The organism is Streptomyces sp. NPDC030143, assembly GCF_055573695.1.
This window is the reverse complement of the sequence record NZ_JBVIAY010000009.1, coordinates 78,285-96,209: the sequence shown is the minus strand read 5'-3', so window position 1 is coordinate 96,209 and position 17,925 is coordinate 78,285. Positions and strand designations below refer to the sequence as shown.

Sequence of the window (17,925 nt, the reverse complement as noted above, 5' to 3'; positions counted from 1 at the left end):
GAGCGCCACACGGCCTCGGCCGGGGAATGTATTTTGGTCCGTGAAAGGTTGGCATATACACCGAGCTGATCGCTCGCCCTACGACCCAGGGCCCCGAGGGCCCGCACACCCCAGCGAGGCACCGTGACCACCGCCACCACCCCCGAGCCGTCCACCGGCCCCCTCGTCGCCACCGAGCCGCCCGCCGACGTCGTCACCCGGCTGCGCGCCACCTTCCGTACCGGCCGCACCAAGCCCGCAGCCTGGCGCACGGACCAGCTGCGGCGCCTGCGCGACCTGCTCACGCAGCGCGGCGACGACCTCGCAGCCGCGCTCCGCGCCGACCTCGGCAAGAGCACCACCGAGGCCTACCGCACCGAGATCGACTTCACCGTCCGCGAGATCGACCACACCCTCGACCACCTGGACGCCTGGCTGCGCCCGGAGCCCGCCCCGGTACCCGCCCACCTCGGCTCGGACGCCCGCGCCTGGACGCAGTACGACCCCCTCGGCGTCGTCCTGGTCATCGCCCCCTGGAACTACCCGGCCCAGCTGCTGCTCGCCCCGCTCGTCGGCGCGCTCGCCGCCGGCAACGCCGTGGTCGTCAAGCCCAGCGAGCTGGCCCCCACGACCTCCGCGGCCCTGGCCAGGCTGCTGCCGGAGTACCTCGACACCGACGCGGTCGCGGTCGTCGAGGGCGGGGTGCCGCAGACCACGGCCCTGCTGGCCGAGCGCTTCGACCACATCTTCTACACCGGCAACGGCACCGTCGGCCGCATCGTCATGCGCGCCGCCGCCGAGCACCTGACCCCAGTGACCCTGGAACTCGGCGGGAAGTCCCCGGTGTTCGTCGACCGCGACACCGACCTCGACGTCGTCGCCGAGCGGCTCGCCCGCGGCAAGTTCCTCAACGCGGGCCAGACCTGCGTCGCCCCTGACTACGTCCTCACCGACCCCGCGACCGCGACGGCCCTCGAGCCCCTGCTCGCCCGCGCCGTCGAGACGCTCTACGGCACCGACCCGCAGACCTCGAGCGCGTACGGGCGGATCGTCAACGAGCGCCACTTCGACCGGCTCAGCGCCCTGCTCGACTCCGGCCGCGTGGTGGTCGGCGGGAGCGGTGACCGCGACGACCGGTACCTCGCGCCGACCGTCCTGGCCGACGTCGACCCGGCATCGCCGGTCATGCGGGAGGAGATCTTCGGCCCGATCCTGCCGATCGTGACCGTCGACGGCCTCGACGAGGCCATCGCCTTCATCGTGGACCGCGACAAGCCGCTCGCCCTCTACGTCTTCTCCGAGTCCGAGGAGACCCGTGCCCGCATCGCCGCCGAGACCTCGTCCGGCGGTCTGGGGCACGGCCTGCCGCTCGCCCATCTCACCGTCTCCGACCTGCCGTTCGGCGGTGTGGGCGAGAGCGGCATGGGCAACTACCACGGCCGCTACTCCCTGGAGACCTTCAGCCACCGCAAGGCGGTCCTCGACAAGCCGCTCCACTGACCCGCGCCGGGCGCCGACGGCTCTCACCGAACCGTCGGCACCGTTCGGTTCCGCGGTCGTGGGACTGTCGGCACCGGTCGGCTCCGGGCCCGTGGTAGGGGGTCGGCACCGGTCGGCCCACTCCCGTCGAACCGTCGGCCCGGACCCGCTTCGTTCCGCCGGACCGTCGGGCACAGGTCCTCAGCACTCCCGTGAACCGTCGGCGCGACCCGGCCCGCTCCCGTCGACCGTCGGCGCGACCCGGCCCCGCTCCCGTCGGCCGTCGGCGCGACCCGGCCCCGCTCCCGTCGGCCGTCGGCGCGACCCGGCCCCGCTCCCGTCGACCGTCGGTGCGACGCCACCCCGCTCCCGTCGACCGTCGGCGCAGGCCGCTCCGCCGCCCGCGCGTGCGAGACTCCGCGGATGACCACGACGACGATCACCGCGGACGCCGCGGGCACCTGGACCCTGGGCGACCTGACGGTCCACCGCGTCGGACTCGGCGCGATGCGGCTGACGGGCAGCGCCGCCTTCCACCTCGGTACACCGAGCGACCGCGGGCAGGCGGCAGCCGTCCTGCGCAGGGCGATCGACCTCGGCGTCAACCACATCGACACGGCCGCCTTCTACTTCTCCTCCCTCCGCTCCGCCAACGAACTGATCAACAGCACGCTGGCGCCGTACCCGCAGGACCTGCTGATCGCCACGAAGGTCGGACCGTTCCGCACGTACGCGGGGGAGTGGGGCGCCTCGGCCCGCCCCGAGGAGCTGCGCGGTCACGTCGAGGAGAACCTGCGGCAGCTCGGGCGCGACCACCTCGACCTCGTCTACCTGCGGCGGATGCGCCAGGACTCGATCGCCGAACACTTCGGTGCCCTCGCCGAGTTGCGGGAGGCCGGCCTGATCCGCCACCTCGGCGTCTCCGACGTCGAGCCCCGCCATCTCGCCGAGGCCCGGGCCATCGCCCCGGTGGTGAGCGTCCAGAACCGCTACGGCCTCGGCGACCACCGGCCCGGGACCGAGGAGTTGCTGCGTCTCTGCGGCGAACTGGGCATCGCCTTCGTGCCCTTCTACGCCATCGCCGGCGAGGCCGGACCGCAGGGCGCCACGTCCGCCCACGACGAGGCGGTCCTCGCGGTGGCCGCAGCCCACGGCGTCGGCCCCGCCCAGGTCAGACTGGCCTGGAGCCTGGCCCGCGGCCCGCACGTCCTCGCCATCCCCGGCACCGGCAACCCCGACCACCTCACCGAGAACGTGGCCGCGGCCGCCCTGCGCCTCACCCCCGAGGAACTGCGCCGGCTGGACGAGGCGCACCGCAAGGCGGCGCTCCCCGCCCCGCCGGGGCCGACGGACTGACCGGACCGACCCCCGCCCCGCGCCCGGACCGCAGGCCTACGAGGTCCACACCCCGTCCGCCATGAGGTGCCGACGCGGCAGTTCCCGCTCCTCGCACCATGCCTGCACGGCCCGCGGCCGCACCCGGAAGAACGCGTAGGACGCGGCGTCCGTGCGCGGGTCCCAGCCGGTCTTCGCGCGGAACGCCTCCGCCGCGGCGGTGGGGACCTCGGTCGCCGTGAACGTGTCCACGTCCCCGTCGAGGAGCACCACGTCCCGCGTGTCCCCGAACGCCAGGCGCGTGCGGCCGCCGTCGCGGAGATTGCGGCCGGTGGGGTTGGTGAGACGGGTGGAGAGCCACAGGGCCTCGTCGTGCCAGACGAACCACAGCGCGACCAGACACGGCAGGCCGTCGGCGTCCGCCGTGGCCACCCATACGTCCGTCTCGCGCTCCAGACGGTCCGCGACGTCGCGCCTGCGCTCGGCTCCGGTGCGGGGCCGCCTCGTGATCTCCATGTCCGGAACGCTAACCGGACGACCAGGCCCGCGCCTCGGTCTGCGGACCGGTGGACGCACCGACGCCGGTCCTAGGTCTCGGAGGGAGTCCGGCTCGCGACGGCGGGCACGCACGCTCGCCGCGTTGCCGAGAGTCCCCGGCAGCTCCGCCACGAGGGGCTTCCGGCGCCTTGCGGTCGCACGCACCAGCCGCCGCGAGCCGATCGGAGCTCTCAGCCCCTGCGCAAGCCGTCGGCCCGGACTGGCGCCCCGGGAGTTTTACGTATAACCTCACCCGTCAATCGAACGCTTCGAAAGGCCCCGATGGCACACATCGCCCTGGTCACCCTCGTCGTCGACGACTACGACGAGGCGATCCGCTTCTACACCGAAGCCCTCGGCTTCCGCCTCGTCGCGGACGAGCCGCGGCCCGACGGCTCCCGCTGGGTCGTCGTGCGGCCGGGCGGCGGGGACGCCGGCACCGCACTGCTCCTCGCCCGCGCGAAGGACGACGCCCAGCGGGCCAGGATCGGCGACCAGACCGGCGGCCGCGTCGGCTTCTTCCTGCACACCGACGACTTCGCCCGCGACCACGCCCGGATGCTCGCCGCCGGCGTGACCTTCCTGGAGGAACCCCGCCGCGAGCCCTACGGCTCGGTCGCCGTCTTCCAGGACCGCTACGGCAACCACTGGGACCTGCTCCAGCCCGCCACCGCCTGAACCACCGATCCACCCCCTGCCGAGGAACGAACCACCACATGAGCGCGCCCCGCATCGACACCGACACCCTCCGCCGCCTCCCCAAGGCCGTCCTGCACGACCACCTCGACGGCGGCCTGCGCCCCGCCACCGTCGTCGAGCTGGCGGAGGCGGTCGGGCACGCCCTGCCGACCACCGACCCGGACGAGCTCGCCGCCTGGTACGTCGAGGCCGCCGACTCCGGCGACCTGGTCCGCTACATAGCCACCTTCGAGCACACCCTCGCCGTGATGCAGACCCGAGAGGGCCTGCTGCGCACCGCCGAGGAGTACGTCCTCGACCTGGCCGCGGACGGCGTCGTCTACGGCGAGGTCCGCTATGCCCCCGAGCTGATGATCAGCGGCGGACTGGCCCTGTCCGAGGTCGTCGAGACGGTCCAGGAGGGCCTCGCGGCCGGCATGGCGAAGGCGGCCGCGGCCGGTACGCCCGTCCGTGTCGGCACCCTGCTGTGCGGCATGCGCATGTTCGACCGCACCCGCGCCACCGCCGACCTCGCGGTGGCCTTCCGCGACGCGGGCGTCGTCGGCTTCGACATCGCCGGAGCCGAGGACGGCTTCCCGCCCGCCGACCACCTGGACGCCTTCGAGCACCTGCGCCGCGAGAACGTGCCGTTCACCATCCACGCCGGCGAGGCCCACGGCCTGCCCAGCATCCACCAGGCCCTCCAGGTGTGCGGCGCCCAGCGCATCGGCCACGGCGTGCGCATCACCGACGACATCGTCGACGGCAAGCTCGGCCGTCTCGCGGGCTGGGTCCGCGACCGCCGCGTCGCCCTGGAGATGTGCCCCACCTCCAACCTCCAGACGGGTGCCGCAGGCTCCATCGCCGAGCACCCCATCACCGCGCTGAAGGACCTCGGCTTCCGGGTCACCCTCAACACCGACAACCGCCTGGTCTCCGGCACCACGATGACCCGCGAGATGTCGCTGCTGGTGGAGGAGGCGGGCTGGGGCGTCGAGGATCTGCGCACCGTCACCGTGAACGCCCTCAAGAGCGCCTTCATCCCGTTCGACGAGCGCAACGCCCTCATCGAGGACGTCGTCCTGCCGGGTTACGCGGCCGCGCTCTGAAGCAGCCCGCGCACATAGGCGGCCTGTCCGACGTGCTGCAGATCGTCGGACAGGACGCTGACCAGCCGTACGCCCAGAGTGACCGGCGGATCCCAGCGCTCGTCCACGACGCGCTCCAGGTCCGCCGCCGTCACCTGGCGCAGCGCCGTCAGCGTCCGGTCGTGGACGGCGTCGTGGTAGCCGGTCAGCAGGGCGCCCTCGGCGACCCGCACCTTCGCGACCTGCGCGGCGCTGTGCCCGTACCCGGTGTCGTGGCGCGACAGGCCCAGGTCGAACCGTTTCGCCCAGTCCTGGGACAGCCAGACCTGCTCGAGCCCGAAGGCGTCAGCCACATGGTCGTCCTGGACGCGGGTGAGATGCCAGACCAGCCAGGCGATCGAGTTGGTCTCGGCGGTCGGCCGGGCGTTCAGGTCGTCCACGTCCAGGCCTTCGACCGCGGCGTGGACCTCTTCCCGGATACGGCTGTAGCCGTCGATGAGGATGTCCTTGGCATGCATACGTCCACCATCGCGCACCCGCCGCTCAGTCGCCCCCCGATCGCAGCAGCGTCATGAGGGCCCTGGCCGCCGGACTGGTCGCCCGCACGGGCGGCAGCAGGGCGACCGTCTCGTACACCACCTCGCCCGTGCCCTTGAGGGGCAGCGCGGTGAGCGCCTCCCGCTTGTGCCGGAAATGCCGGGGCACGACGGCGACGCCGAGGTTCTCGTCCACCAGGTCGAGCAGGCTGTGCACGTCGTTGACCTCCAGGGCCACGGTCCGGCGGACGCCCGCCGCCGCGAAGGCCGCGTCGGTGGCCGGACGCGGACCCCAGTCCGGGTGGAAGTCGACGAACACCTCGTCGGCGATGTCGGCCGGGGTCACGGCCGCCGCCGTGGCGAGCCGGTGGTCGGGATGGCACAGCACGTACATCGGCTCCCCTGCCAGCGGCGCCGAGCGCAGCTGGTCGTCGTCGGCCTGGGTGCGGTAGGCGAACGCCAGGTCCAGCCGTCCGGCCGCCACCTCCCCGGCGAGCGCGGCGGAGCCGGACTGGCGCAGCCGGATCTCCACGTCCGGATGGCGGCGGCGGAAGGCGGTGAGCAGCCCCGCCACGTGCACGCCCGCGATGCACTGCTCGGTGCCCACCGCGAGGGTGCCCCGCACCACGCCCTGCACGGCCGCCACCGCCTCGTGCGCCGCCCGCACCTGCGCCAGGATCCGCTCCGCCTCCGCCAGCAGCGCGCGCCCCGCCTCGGTGAGCGTCACCCGGCGGGTGGTCCGGACGAACAGCGGCGCCCGCAGTTCCCGCTCCAGGGCCCGGATCGAGGCCGACAGACCCGACTGGGACACCATCAGGCGTTCCGCGGCCCGGGTGAAGTGCTGGTCCTCGGCGACCGCGACGAAGTGCTGGAGGTGGCGCAGTTCCATGATTGAGAAGCGTATCCGCTGAATTCCATCGGATTCTTCTGTTGGACCTCTACTCGCAGGTCGGGCCAGAGTGGACAGCGGTTCCCGTGAACCGATCGTCCGTGCCAACCCCCCATGGAGTCGCGTTGTACACCGCACACCCCGACCGCTACTCGGCCATGCCCTACCGGCGCACCGGACGCAGCGGCCTGAAACTCCCCGCGCTCTCGCTCGGGCTGTGGCACAACTTCGGCCCGGACCGCCCGGTCGAGACCCAGCGGGCCATCCTGCGCCGCGCCTTCGACCTCGGCATCACCCACTTCGACCTGGCCAACAACTACGGCCCGCCGCCCGGTGCGGCCGAGTCGGCGCTGGGCGGCTTCCTCAAGTCCGACTTCGCGGCCTACCGCGACGAGCTGGTCATCTCCACCAAGGCCGGCTACCTGATGTGGCCCGGTCCGTACGGCGAGTGGGGTTCGCGGAAGTACGTGCTGTCCTCCCTGGACCAGAGCCTGAAGCGGATGGGCCTGGACCACGTCGACATCTTCTACTCGCACCGTCCCGACCCGGAGACGCCCCTGGAGGAGACGATGGGCGCCCTGCACAGCGCGGTGCAGCAGGGCAAGGCACTGTACGTCGGCGTCTCCAACTACTCGGCGGACCAGACCCGTGAGGCCGCCCGCATCCTCGGCGAGCTGGGGACCCCGCTCCTCATCCACCAGCCGCGCTACTCGATGCTCGACCGCCGCCCCGAGAGCGGGGGCCTGCTCGACGCGCTGGACGAGCTCCAGGTCGGCTCCATCGTCTTCTCCCCGCTGGAGCAGGGCGTGCTCACCTCGCGTTACCTCGACGGCATCCCGGAGGACTCCCGCGCCGCGAGCGACAGCCCCTTCCTGAACTCCGACCGTCTCACCGGGGAGCTGGTCGCCAAGCTGCGCGCCCTCGACGAGATCGCCCGGGCCCGCGGCCAGTCGCTGGCCCAGCTCGCCCTCGCCTGGGTGCTGCGCGGCGGCCGGGTGACCTCCGCCCTGGTCGGCGCGAGCAGCGCCCGCCAGATCGAGGACAGCGTGGGCGCCCTGGACAACCTCGACTTCGACGCGGACGAGCTGGCCCGCATCGACGCGGTGATCAAGGCCTGAACGGTCGGCCGACGACCTGACGACGGCCCGGTGACGGTCTCACGGCGACGGCCTCACGCCGACCGGTCGGCGACATGACGACGGCCCGGTGACGGTCTCACGGCGACGGCCTCACGCCGACCGGCCGACGACATGACAACGGCCTGCCAATGGCCTGACGACGGCCGGTCGGCGGTCGGTGGACGGTCGGTCGTCGACCTTGCCCGCGCCGGCGGCCGTGCGTTCCGCTTCCGCGTCGTCACCGACGGTCATGACGGTCCCTCTTCGCGGCGGTCTCCCGGGTCTTGCCTGGATGGGCCGCCGCGATTCGTGCAGCGCCCTCGCCGACGCCGGTTCCAGCCTGTCGGGCGGGGACATTCCGGGCGCGGGCACACCCGTTGACTTTCGGCCAAGAACGGCACGGAATATGCCAGGAGACTGGCCAAAAAGTCGTGGTGACAGTGTTTCAGTAGTCAACATACTCGAACGACAGGGGACAGTTCGCCCCTCAGGAGCCGCACGAAAGCGAGGCCGCACCGGCAGCGAGCGACGGGGGAGAAGCGCGTGCACGACGAATTCCTGTGCCATGTCACCGCGTACGGCGTCTGTGACGGCCGACGCATCGGTGTACCGCTCGGCACCTACCGGGCACCGACGCTCGCCCTCGCCCTGTGGTGGCTGCGCGACCGCGCCTCCTGGATCGCCGAGCGGCTCGACCCGCAGCCCGACGGCACCCGCTTCCCGCCCGGCGCCCTGGTGCCGGTCGCCGACACCGTGCCGGACGTGCCCGCTCTGCTGCGCGCCTGGTGTGCCGACGTGGAGCGGCAGGAGCTCGTCGCGGACGAACTGGCCGGGGGTCGTCTGGTGCGGATCGCCGCCAGCGACGAGACCACCGAGTACGAACTGCTCGCCGAGTCCGTCGACGCCCTGCGCATGCAGCGGACCATCCCGGCGCTCGTCCTCCCCGTCGGCTGACCCGCCCCGCCCCTGGTCCCCGCGCTCGTCGCACGCACGGCACACAAGGGAGGGAATCGATAGAATTCGGTCATGGCGGAGCGGCCTGTCGTCTCGACTGCGCCCGAACTCGTGCTGGAGACCGAGACGGGCTCCACGGTGATGACCCCGAGCCACGCCTACCACGTCGGCCGGGACCCGCTCAGCGACATCGTCCTCGACGACGCCCGCGTCTCGTGGCACCACGCGGTGCTGCGCCCCGACGGCGACCACTGGATCCTCGAGGACGAGCGGAGCACCAACGGCACCTACGCCGACGGCCACCGCATTCGGGAGCGGGGTGTCGGCCCCGGCACCGTCATCCGCTTCGGCAGTCCGCACGACGGGCCCTGCGCCGTCCTCGCCGTCCGCCCGCCGCCGCTCCCCGACCGTCCCCCCGCGCTCGCGAACCGCCCCTCCCAGGTGTCCAACCCCGGCGTGACGGGAACGTTCCGCCGGCCCACCAGCGTGCGCCCGCTGCCCGCCCGGACCGTGCGCATCGGCCGCGCCGCCGACAACGACCTCGTCCTCGACGACCTGGTCGTCTCCCGCCGCCACGCCGAGCTGCGCGCCCTGCCCGACGGCAGCTACGAGATCGCCGACCTCGGCAGCCACAACGGCACCTACCTCAACGGCCTCCCCGTCACCGTCGCCCCGATCGGCCCCGGCGACATCGTCGGCATCGGCCACTCCGCGTTCTCCCTGGTCGGCGACGAACTCCAGGAGTACGTCGACACCGGCGAGGTCTCCCTCGACGTCCAGGGCCTCACCGTCGCCGTCGACCGCGGCCGCAAGGTCCTGCTCGACGACGTGTCGTTCCCGGTGGGGGAGAAGTGCCTGCTCGCCGTCGTCGGACCGAGCGGCGCCGGCAAGTCCACCCTGCTGAACGCCCTCACCGGACAGCGCCCCGCCGACCGCGGCACCGTCGTCTACGACGGCCGCGACCTCTACCGCGACTACGCCGAGCTGCGCCAGCGCATCGGCCTGGTCCCGCAGGACGACATCCTGCACGCCCAGCTCACCGTGCGCAGCGCCCTCGCCTACGCCGCGGAGCTGCGCTTCCCGCAGGACACCGCCAGGGCCGAGCGCCGCGCGCGCGTCGACGAGGTCATACGCGAGCTCGGTCTCCAGCAGCGCGCCGACCAGCCCGTGCACAGCCTCTCCGGCGGCCAGCGCAAACGCGTCAGCGTGGCCCTGGAGCTGCTGACCAAGCCCTCCCTGCTCTTCCTGGACGAACCGACCTCCGGCCTGGACCCGGGCATGGACCGCTCGGTGATGCACATGCTGCGCGGCCTCGCCGACGACGGACGCACGGTCGTCGTCGTCACCCACAGCGTCCTCAGCCTCGACGTCTGCGACCGCCTCCTCGTCCTCGCCCCCGGCGGCCGGATCGCCTACTACGGCCCGCCCGGCGACGCCCTCGCCTTCTTCGGCTTCGAGCACTGGCCCGAGGCCTTCGAGGCGTTCGAACGCGACCAGGACCGCGACTGGGCCGGGGAGTACGCCGATTCGCCCTTCCACCGCCAGTACGTCGTCAACTCCAGCGCCCAGCCGCCGCTGGACCGCCGGGAGCCGGTGGCCGTGCCGCCGCCGCCCCGGCCCCGCAGCCGCGCCGCCCAGCTGGGCACCCTCGTCCGCCGCTACACCGCCGCGCTCGCCGCCGACCGCACCTTCCTGGCCATCATGATCGCCCTGCCGTTCGTGATGGGTGCCATGGCCCGTGCCCTCGCCGGCAGCGCGCTGACTCGGGACACCGCGATGAACGCGCTGCTCATCCTGTGCGTCGGCGGCGTCCTCACCGGCGCCGCCAACGCCGTGCGCGAACTCGTCAAGGAACGCGTGATCTACCAGCGGGAGCGGGCCGTCGGCCTGTCCAGATCCGCGTACCTGACGTCGAAGGTGGTGGTCCTCGGCACGGTGACCGTGGTGCAGGCGGTCGTGCTGACCCTGGTCGCCCTGCTCGGCGTCGACCTCGGCGCACCCGGCGGGGACGGCGTGCTGCTGCCGCCGCTGGTGGAGATCACCGTCGCCGTCGCCCTGCTGGCCTTCACGGCGATGATGCTCGGTCTCCTCGTGTCCGCGCTCGTGCGCAAGGAGGAGGTGACGATGCCGCTGCTGGTGCTGCTCGCCATCGTCCAGGTGGTCTTCTGCGGTGCGCTGCTGTCGCTCGACGGGGTGCCCGGACTGGAGCAGCTGGCCTGGCTGGTGCCCTCCCGGTGGGCGCTCGGCGCGATGGCCGGCACCCTCGACCTGGCGCGGATCGTCCCCGGCGACCTGACCGGCGATCCCCTGTTCGCGCACACGGCGGGCGTGTGGCTGCTGGACGTGGGGATGCTGGTGGTGCTCTCGGCGCTCTTCTGGTTCGTCGTCTCCCGGCTGCTGCGCCGGCACGAACCCGCCGTGATGCGGAAGTAGGGCGTGTGATGACGACCCCCGGTTTCCGGCCCACACACGTGGTCCCCCAACAGGGCATGCCCGCCTGGGAGGCCCCCGACGCCGCCCGGCCCACGGTCCCCCTCGACCCGCTGCTGCCCGTCCAGCTCGTCGAGCGGCGCGGCGACTGGGGGCACGTGCTGTGCTCCAACGGCTGGTCGGCATGGGTGGACGGCCGCTGTCTCGTCGCCGTGCCCCAAGACCCGCCCGTCGCGGACGGCTCCCTCGCCACCGCCTCCGACCCGCGCCCCCTGCTCGGCCGCGCCGAGGAGGCCCTCGCCCGCTACCGGGCCGCCGTCGAGGACCTCGCCGCCGGCGGCCTCGACGGCGAGACCTTCCGTCGGCGCACCCGGGGCCTGCGCATCGGCGTCGTCGTCGACGGCGAGTCGATGTGGCTGTACGACCCCGCGCGCAACCGCTGGGCGTACGGCGACGGCACCCGCCTGAGCACCTACGCGGCCGACGAGCCGCCCGACACGGCCGAGCGGAAGGACCACGCCCCCACCCAGGTCGTCACCCCCGACGGTGAGCCCTGATGGCACGGGACACCGGCCTCTTCTCCGGCCGCCCCTCCGAACCGGTCGGCCGGCAGATCGCGGGCTACCGCATCGAGCACGAGATCGGACGCGGCGGCATGGCCGTCGTCTACCGCGCGCGCGACCTGCGCCTGGAGCGCACGGTCGCGCTGAAACTGCTCGCCCCGGAACTCGCCCGCAACGACACCTTCCGCCGCCGCTTCACCCACGAGTCCCGGGTGGCCGCCGCGATCGACCACCCCCACATCGTGCCGATCTTCGAGGCCGGCGAGACCGACGGCGTCCTGTACATCGCCATGCGGTACGTCCCCGGCAGCGACCTGCGCCACCTCCTCGACAGCCGCGGCCCGCTGCCCCTCACCACGGCCGTCCGCATCGCCGGGCAGGTCGCCTCCGCGCTCGACGCCGCCCACGACCACGGCCTGGTCCACCGGGACGTCAAACCCGGCAACGTCCTCGTCGCCCGCGGCACCGACAGCGACCACCCCGAGCACGTCTACCTCACCGACTTCGGTCTGACGAAGAAGTCGCTGTCCCTCACCGGGTTCACCACGGTCGGCCAGTTCGTCGGCACCCTCGACTACGTCGCCCCCGAGCAGATCTCCGGCCGCCCCGTCGACGGCCGCTGCGACGTTTACGGTCTCGCCTGCGTCGTCCACGAGACCCTCGCCGGCCGCCCGCCGTTCCGCCGCGACGACGACATGGCCCTGCTGTGGGCCCACCAGTACGACGAACCGTCGCCGCTCACCGAGGCCCGCCCCGACCTGCCCGCCCGCGTCGACGAGGTCTTCGCGCGGGCCCTGGCCAAGAGTCCGGAGTCCCGCCACCCCACCTGTCTGGCGTTCGTCGCCGACCTCAGGGCGGCGGGCCGGGGCGGACCGCGGCCGGCTCACGCGCCGACGGAGGTCGACACCGCGGGCGCCGGTGCGGGACGCCCGACACCGCCACCGGACTGGGCGGCACCGGTCTTCCGGCGCCGCCCAGAGGGCCGGCACGGCTGAACCCGACCAGCCCCCGGCGGCGGTGCCCTGTCCCAGACCTGGGGGTGTTTTGAAAGTCCCGCACAGCACCCACGGCGCCCGGCACGCCGAGAGCACGCACCGGACACCGCGGGCACCGCACAGGACTTTCGAAACACCCCCTAGGGCGCCCGGCCCCGCCCCCTCGTCCCGCGGGCCAGCAGCCCGCCCAGGAAGCCGGTGACCAGGCCCCACAGCGCCGCGAAGCCCAGTGCCGTCCCCAGCACGGGCCGCAGGAACAGCTCTCCCGACAGGCCGAGGCCGCCCAGGTCGCCGATGCCCAGCAACGACAGCCCGTACCGCGCGGAGACCCTGCCGACCAGGCAGATCATCAGCACGGCGAGGACGAGGGCGACCGCCATGCGCACCGCGTGCCGCCAGGCGGGTGTCCGCGCCGGTGAACGGGCCGCCATCACGAAGGCCGCCGCGAGCAGCAGGACGGCGTCCACGGCGACCAGCCACCACACACGTCCGTCGTGTTCGGCGAGGGTGCCCAGATTCAGCGTGGCGGTGTCCGAACCGCGCAGCACCTCGTCCAGCACGTGCGGCATCGGCAGCCCGAACGGCCCCTCCACCCGCCCCTCCCAACCGGCGCCGAGGCCGATCGTGAACGCCAGCCACACCAGGTTGGGCAGCCCCAGCAGCACCACCGCGAGGGTCTCCACGGCGTGCCCGCGCGTGGCGGCGACCACGAGGGCGGTCACGACACCCACCACGACGCACGCGAGCAGCAGCGCCACCATCGCGAACGCGGCAGGCCGCACCGACTCCTGGAAGCGCAGCAGACGCCCCGGCAACGGCGCCCCGCGCGAGACCAGCAGCGCCAGCACCAGCACGCCGGCCAGCCACAGCGATCCCCATGCGAGCGTCGCCGGCACGTCCGTGGTGAAGCCGACCTGAGGGCGCACCCCGAACAGGTCACCGAGGTCGCTCAGCGCGTCGTCGCCGAGGGGTACGGCGAAGGTCTGCCGCGCGGCGAGGGCCAGGCCGAGCAGGGCGAGCAGCCAGAGCAGGGCGATCCGGCCCGCCCAGCCCGCCAGCTCCGCCGCCCCGGCGACCGCCCGGTGCCGCAGCGGCCGCAGGAAGCCGGCGCCGGTCACCAGGGCGCCGACGAGCGTGACCGACAGGGGGATCACGGTCAGTCCCCCACGGGTGTCGGCCAGGCCGCCGGCGTCGCCCGACAGCTCGACGGTGCCGCCGACGGCCGTGACCACCGTCGCCGCCACCACCCGGGGGAACGCGCCGTCGGGCAGGTCCGCGGCCCCGGCCGCCCACAGGCCCAGCGCGGCCACGACACCCATGGCGACCAGTGCGGCCAGTGCCGTGGCGAGCGCCTGCGCCCAGCCGTGACGGGCCATCGCCCGACCGGAGGGGGAGTGCCAGCTCACCCTGCCCACGCTAAGCACCACCGGGGCCGCGCGCCCGCCGGGACGTCCGTCCGCGTGCGCTTGCGGGCGGCGCCCGCCCCCGGCACACAATGGGGATGTCGCGGGCAAAGCGAGAGAAAGTGCTGAACCGGTGTGAAGCACGAAGAAGCGCAGGGCTGAACAGATTCCATGTCGGGAGTGCTCGTGAGCGTCGAACCGCCGCCCTCCGGCCGCCCCACGGGACCGCCCTCCGGCCCCTTGTCCGGCCCCTCCCAGCCACCCTCGGGACCGCCCTCCCAGCCACCCGGCGGCGTTCCGCCCGGCGGTTCGTCGGGGGGCACGCCGCCGGACGGCCCGCCCGGGCCGGACCGCCCCTGGTGGCGGTCCGCCCCGCGCATCGCACTGCTCACCACCGCCCTCCTGGTCGTGGTGGCCCTCGTGGTGGTTCTGACCCGCAACGGCGGCGGCGACGGTGGCGGCTCCGCCGGCGGCGGCGAGGTCTTCCTCCAGGCCGCGGGCAAGCCCGGCCCGGACCCGTTCACCGAGTCCACCGCCACCGACAGCTCCGCCCCGCCCGCCCCCGCCGCCTCGGCCACCGCCTCCACCCCCGCGAACGCGAACACCCTGCGGGGCGTCGACGGCGGTACCGCCGGACTGTACGGAGGCACCCGCAACGTCGCCGCCTGCGACGTGGAGAAACAGATCGACTACCTGGGAGCGGAGCCCGCGAAGAACCGGGCGTTCGCCTCCGTCGTCGACATCGAACCCGGCCAGGTCCCCGGCTACCTGCGCTCCCTGACGCCCGTCCAACTGCGCCTGGACACCCGGGTCACCAACCACGGCTACCGCGACGGCGCCGCCGTCCCGTACCAGGCCGTCCTGCAGTCCGGCACGGCCGTGCTGGTCGACGCGCGCGGCGAACCCCGGGTGCGCTGCGCCTGCGGCAACCCGCTGACCCCGCCGGTCGCCCTGCCGACCACGCCGAGGCTCACCGGCGACTCCTGGCCGTCGTACCGGCCCGAGAACGTCGTCGTGGTCACGCCGTCGAGGACCGTGGTGAAGGTCTTCGTGCTGTTCGACCCCGACCACGGCGGCTGGTTCGCCCGCCCCCGCGGTGACACCGGCGGGAAGGACCGTCCCACCGAGCCGCCGACGGCCGAGCCCACGCCGTCCGCGAGCGTCACCCCGCCGACCTCGCGGTCGAGCCCCGAGGCCCCTCCGAGCTCCGGCACCGCGTGCGTGTCCCCGCGCGACGTGGGCGGTGCGCCCGTCCCCTGTCCGCCGACGTCCAGCCCGTCCCCGCCGCCCCCCAGCCCCGAACAGCCGTCGTCGCCCGGCACCGGCGACCAGCCCGAGAGTCCCGCCCCCTCGCCTCCGCCGTCCCCGCCGTCCCCGCCGGAGGAACCCTCCGACACCCCGCCGGCCCCGAGCGGCTCACCCGCCGTGTGAGCCACCCCATGGCCGGGGCGGCGAAGGCGGGGGACTGCTCGGCGCGGCACGGGGTACGAGCACTGGTGCAGCAGCGTCCGGCCAGTCCGGCCTCCTAGAGAGAAACGCATGATCGAGCACCTGGACGGGGCAGTGATACCGACTGGTTTCGATGTACCCGTGGAACCCCTGAGGCGAGCGGCGCACTACACCGGCGAATCGGGTTCGATCGCCGAGGCACGCGCCTTCGCCGCGCACTTCGTCGAGCAGCTCAGGACGGAATGGTGCGCGGCCGTCGACGAGCGCGTCAGCGGCGCGGTGATGCTCGTCGTCAGCGAGCTGGTCACCAACGCCGACCGGCACAGCAACGGCCCGTACATCCTGGAGCTGGAGGGCACCGACGCCTCGGTCGCCGTCTCCGTCTACGACAGCAGCGACGCGCTGCCCCTGCGGTTCCCGAAGGACCCCGAGCGCATCGGCCGGCACGGGCTGGAGATCGTGCACGCACTCGCCGTGGAGGTCACCGCCGAGCGCGTGCCCGTCGGCAAGCGCGTCCGCGCCGTCCTCGGGCTCGGCGAACAGCGCTCCGCGCAGTGAGCCCCGGGGGCGTCGCCGCCCCCGACGCCGCCCGTGTCAGGCGCAGCCGAGCTCGCCCAGCATGCCCCGCCGCAGCCGGGCGATGATCCGCTTGATGAGGCGGGAGACGTGCATCTGGGAGCAGCCGAGCCGCTCGCCGATCTCCGCCTGCGTGGCCTCCTCAACGAACCGCAGGTGGAGGATCTGCCGGTCGCGGTCACTGAGTTCGGCCATGAGCGGGGCGAGCGACTGGAAGTCCTCGACGAGTCGCAGCCCGTCCTCCTCCACCCCGATGAAGTCGGCCAGGACCGCCTCGCCGTTCTCCGGACCGTCACCGGTGAGCGCGGCGTCGAGCGAGGAGGAGTTGTAGCCGTTGGAGGCGATCTGCGCCTCGATCACCTCGGCCTCCGACAGGTTCATCAGCGTGGCCAGCTCGGCCACCGTCGGTTCCCTGTCCAGGCGGCTGGCGAGCTCGTCGCGGGCCTTGGCCAGCTCCACGCGCAGCTCCTGGAGCCGGCGCGGCACGTGCACCGCCCACGTCGTGTCCCGGAAGAAGCGCTTGATCTCACCGACGATGTAGGGCAGCGCGAAGGAGGTGAACTCGACCTCGCGCGAGACCTCGAACCGGTCGATGGCCTTGATCAGGCCGATCATGCCGGTCTGGACGATGTCCTCCATGTCGTCGCCGCGGCCCCGGAACCGGCCGGCCGCGAACCGCACGAGGGACATGTTCATCTCGATGAGGGTGTTGCGCGCGTACTGGTACGCGTGCGTGCCCTCCTCCAGCTCCGTCAGGCGCTGGAAGAACTGACGGGACAGTTCCCGGGCGTCGCGGGGGGCCACGCTCCGCGGGTCCGGGACGCCCGGCAGCCCGCCGCCCGTGCCGGTCCCGGCGGTGTCCTCGACGACCTGTGCCTGCGACCCGATCACGGCGGTGTGCATTCCCTCTCCCACGAAGTCACGGTTCGACGTCCTGCGGTCTCGTTCCGTGAGCGGACCGAACGCGCGAGAGTCCGCTCTCCGCCCGACTACCCCGACTTCGCCGAGGCATGCACATGAAAGTCGGAAGAGTCACCCGGCCGTGCGCCGGGCGGTGATCAGCTCGTGGAAGTAGCGCTTGGTGACGCGTCCGCCGTACCGCGTGTCGAGGAGCGAGCGGACGCACGTGAGCAGCCCCCGCCGGGCGGGCTCGTCGAGCGCCAGGTGCCCCGAGTACGTCAGGAGCACCTCGATGTACGCGTCCGTGGTGTAGGTGATCTCCTGGGAGCAGCGGTGCACGTCGACGTCCTTGAAGCGTGCCCCGGCGGTCAGCTCCCGGATGTCGGTGGCCGTCTCCTCCTCGCCGCGGGCCCGCAGGCCGGGCGGGGTCGACGGATCCCAGCGTTCGTAGCACTCCTGCACGTCGGCGAAGAAGTCCGCCGTGCCGCCCGCCACGTGGTGCGTGGTCACGAGCGCCAGCAGACCGCCCGGGCGCAGCGCGTCCGCGGCCTTCGCCACGCGCAGCGCGGGGTCGAGCCAGTGCCAGGCGGTGGCGCAGGCGACGACGTCGAACGGCTCGGCGGGCAGCGGCCAGCGGTCGAAGTCGGCGACGACGACCTCCACGCGGGGGAACGCGGCGAGGTGGCGTCGGGCCACGGCCGCCAGTGACGTCCCCAGTTCGACCGCGATGAGCCGACACCCCGTGCCGGCCAGCGGGCGCGTCAACTGACCGGTACCCGGCCCGATCTCGAGCACCCGGCGGTCCGGCCCGAGTCCGGCGAGCGCGGTCAGCCGCTCCGCGAGCGGCGCCGGATAGCAGGGGCGGGCCCGGTCGTACCGTTCCGCGACTCCGTCGAAGGTGTCCCGCAGCATCCAGGCCTCAACTCCCGCCTCGTCCGTGGCCGTTCCGGACCCGAGTCTCTCCCCTCGCGTCGTCGAGGCCGACCGGCTTCCCCCGGTTCGGGTTCCGGTCGGGA

General features: G+C 73.4%; 18 protein-coding genes. 11 read left to right on the top strand and 7 right to left on the bottom strand.

Going from position 1 to position 17,925, the window contains the following annotated elements:
• Window positions 1-123 precede the first annotated feature (123 nt).
• Both ACZ4YY_RS17790 and ACZ4YY_RS17785 read left to right on the top strand, forming a co-directional pair.
• Entirely contained in the window at window positions 124-1,479 is a 1,356-nt protein-coding gene (locus tag ACZ4YY_RS17790; RefSeq protein ID WP_468290448.1) for an aldehyde dehydrogenase family protein, read from the top strand.
• Between the two features lie 402 nt (window positions 1,480-1,881).
• Window positions 1,882-2,814 (top strand): aldo/keto reductase, encoded by a 933-nt coding sequence (locus tag ACZ4YY_RS17785; RefSeq protein WP_468290446.1) that lies wholly within the window; start codon window positions 1,882-1,884, stop codon window positions 2,812-2,814.
• 36 nt (window positions 2,815-2,850) lie between these two features.
• Here the strand turns inward: ACZ4YY_RS17785 and ACZ4YY_RS17780 are convergent, their stop codons facing one another.
• Window positions 2,851-3,309, bottom strand: coding sequence for a pyridoxamine 5'-phosphate oxidase family protein (locus tag ACZ4YY_RS17780; protein WP_468290443.1), 459 nt, complete (start codon window positions 3,307-3,309; stop codon window positions 2,851-2,853).
• A gap of 303 nt (window positions 3,310-3,612) precedes the next feature.
• Here ACZ4YY_RS17780 and ACZ4YY_RS17775 point away from each other — a divergent pair, with 303 nt between their 5' ends.
• The gene (locus ACZ4YY_RS17775; RefSeq protein WP_468290441.1) at window positions 3,613-4,008 is read left to right on the top strand and encodes a VOC family protein; all 396 of its coding nucleotides are present in this window, start codon (window positions 3,613-3,615) and stop codon (window positions 4,006-4,008) included.
• A gap of 38 nt (window positions 4,009-4,046) precedes the next feature.
• Window positions 4,047-5,117, top strand: coding sequence for an adenosine deaminase (locus ACZ4YY_RS17770; protein WP_468290438.1), 1,071 nt, complete (start codon window positions 4,047-4,049; stop codon window positions 5,115-5,117).
• Here the strand turns inward: ACZ4YY_RS17770 and ACZ4YY_RS17765 are convergent.
• Entirely contained in the window at window positions 5,099-5,614 is a 516-nt protein-coding gene (locus tag ACZ4YY_RS17765; RefSeq protein ID WP_468290435.1) for a mycothiol transferase, read from the bottom strand. The genes ACZ4YY_RS17770 and ACZ4YY_RS17765 overlap by 19 nt on opposite strands.
• Before the next feature lie 25 nt (window positions 5,615-5,639).
• Window positions 5,640-6,521, bottom strand: a complete 882-nt coding sequence (locus ACZ4YY_RS17760; protein ID WP_468290432.1) for a LysR family transcriptional regulator — start codon at window positions 6,519-6,521, stop codon at window positions 5,640-5,642.
• Between the two features lie 125 nt (window positions 6,522-6,646).
• Between ACZ4YY_RS17760 and mgrA the strand changes: the two genes are divergently transcribed.
• On the top strand, window positions 6,647-7,639 hold the full coding sequence (mgrA, locus tag ACZ4YY_RS17755; protein WP_468290429.1) for an L-glyceraldehyde 3-phosphate reductase: 993 nt from the start codon (window positions 6,647-6,649) through the stop codon (window positions 7,637-7,639).
• Between the two features lie 111 nt (window positions 7,640-7,750).
• On the opposite strand, the gene ACZ4YY_RS17750 is transcribed toward mgrA, so the two are convergent.
• Complete coding sequence (locus ACZ4YY_RS17750; protein WP_468290427.1) at window positions 7,751-7,891, bottom strand: hypothetical protein; 141 nt, start codon at window positions 7,889-7,891, stop codon at window positions 7,751-7,753.
• 291 nt (window positions 7,892-8,182) lie between these two features.
• On the opposite strand from ACZ4YY_RS17750, the gene ACZ4YY_RS17745 reads away from it, so the two are divergent.
• From ACZ4YY_RS17745 to ACZ4YY_RS17730, 4 genes are all read left to right on the top strand, one after another.
• Complete coding sequence (locus tag ACZ4YY_RS17745; RefSeq protein ID WP_468290424.1) at window positions 8,183-8,593, top strand: hypothetical protein; 411 nt, start codon at window positions 8,183-8,185, stop codon at window positions 8,591-8,593.
• Between the two features lie 72 nt (window positions 8,594-8,665).
• Window positions 8,666-11,026 carry an FHA domain-containing protein gene (locus ACZ4YY_RS17740; RefSeq protein WP_468290421.1) on the top strand — a complete coding sequence of 787 codons (2,361 nt, stop codon included), beginning with the start codon at window positions 8,666-8,668 and terminating at the stop codon, window positions 11,024-11,026.
• An 8-nt stretch (window positions 11,027-11,034) separates the two neighbouring features.
• Window positions 11,035-11,580, top strand: coding sequence for a hypothetical protein (locus ACZ4YY_RS17735; RefSeq protein ID WP_468290418.1), 546 nt, complete (start codon window positions 11,035-11,037; stop codon window positions 11,578-11,580).
• Window positions 11,580-12,581, top strand: coding sequence for a serine/threonine-protein kinase (locus ACZ4YY_RS17730; protein WP_468290415.1), 1,002 nt, complete (start codon window positions 11,580-11,582; stop codon window positions 12,579-12,581). The genes ACZ4YY_RS17735 and ACZ4YY_RS17730 overlap by 1 nt, the downstream gene beginning before the upstream one ends.
• 140 nt (window positions 12,582-12,721) lie before the next feature.
• On the opposite strand, the gene ACZ4YY_RS17725 is transcribed toward ACZ4YY_RS17730, so the two are convergent.
• Entirely contained in the window at window positions 12,722-13,957 is a 1,236-nt protein-coding gene (locus tag ACZ4YY_RS17725) for a streptophobe family protein (RefSeq protein WP_468290925.1), read from the bottom strand.
• A gap of 213 nt (window positions 13,958-14,170) precedes the next feature.
• Here ACZ4YY_RS17725 and ACZ4YY_RS17720 point away from each other — a divergent pair, with 213 nt between their 5' ends.
• Together ACZ4YY_RS17720 and ACZ4YY_RS17715 are read left to right on the top strand one after the other, a co-directional pair.
• Window positions 14,171-15,415: a DUF6777 domain-containing protein gene (locus ACZ4YY_RS17720; RefSeq protein WP_468290413.1), complete on the top strand. Its 1,245-nt coding sequence runs from the start codon at window positions 14,171-14,173 to the stop codon at window positions 15,413-15,415.
• Window positions 15,416-15,523: 108 nt separating this feature from the next.
• A complete protein-coding gene (locus ACZ4YY_RS17715) occupies window positions 15,524-15,991 on the top strand; it encodes an ATP-binding protein (protein WP_468290410.1) in 468 nt (155 codons plus the stop codon).
• Between the two features lie 36 nt (window positions 15,992-16,027).
• On the opposite strand, the gene ACZ4YY_RS17710 is transcribed toward ACZ4YY_RS17715, so the two are convergent.
• Both ACZ4YY_RS17710 and ACZ4YY_RS17705 read right to left on the bottom strand, forming a co-directional pair.
• The gene (locus tag ACZ4YY_RS17710; RefSeq protein WP_468290407.1) at window positions 16,028-16,912 is read right to left on the bottom strand and encodes an RNA polymerase sigma factor SigF; all 885 of its coding nucleotides are present in this window, start codon (window positions 16,910-16,912) and stop codon (window positions 16,028-16,030) included.
• Between the two features lie 129 nt (window positions 16,913-17,041).
• On the bottom strand, window positions 17,042-17,821 hold the full coding sequence (locus tag ACZ4YY_RS17705) for a class I SAM-dependent methyltransferase (RefSeq protein ID WP_468290404.1): 780 nt from the start codon (window positions 17,819-17,821) through the stop codon (window positions 17,042-17,044).
• Window positions 17,822-17,925 lie beyond the last annotated feature (104 nt).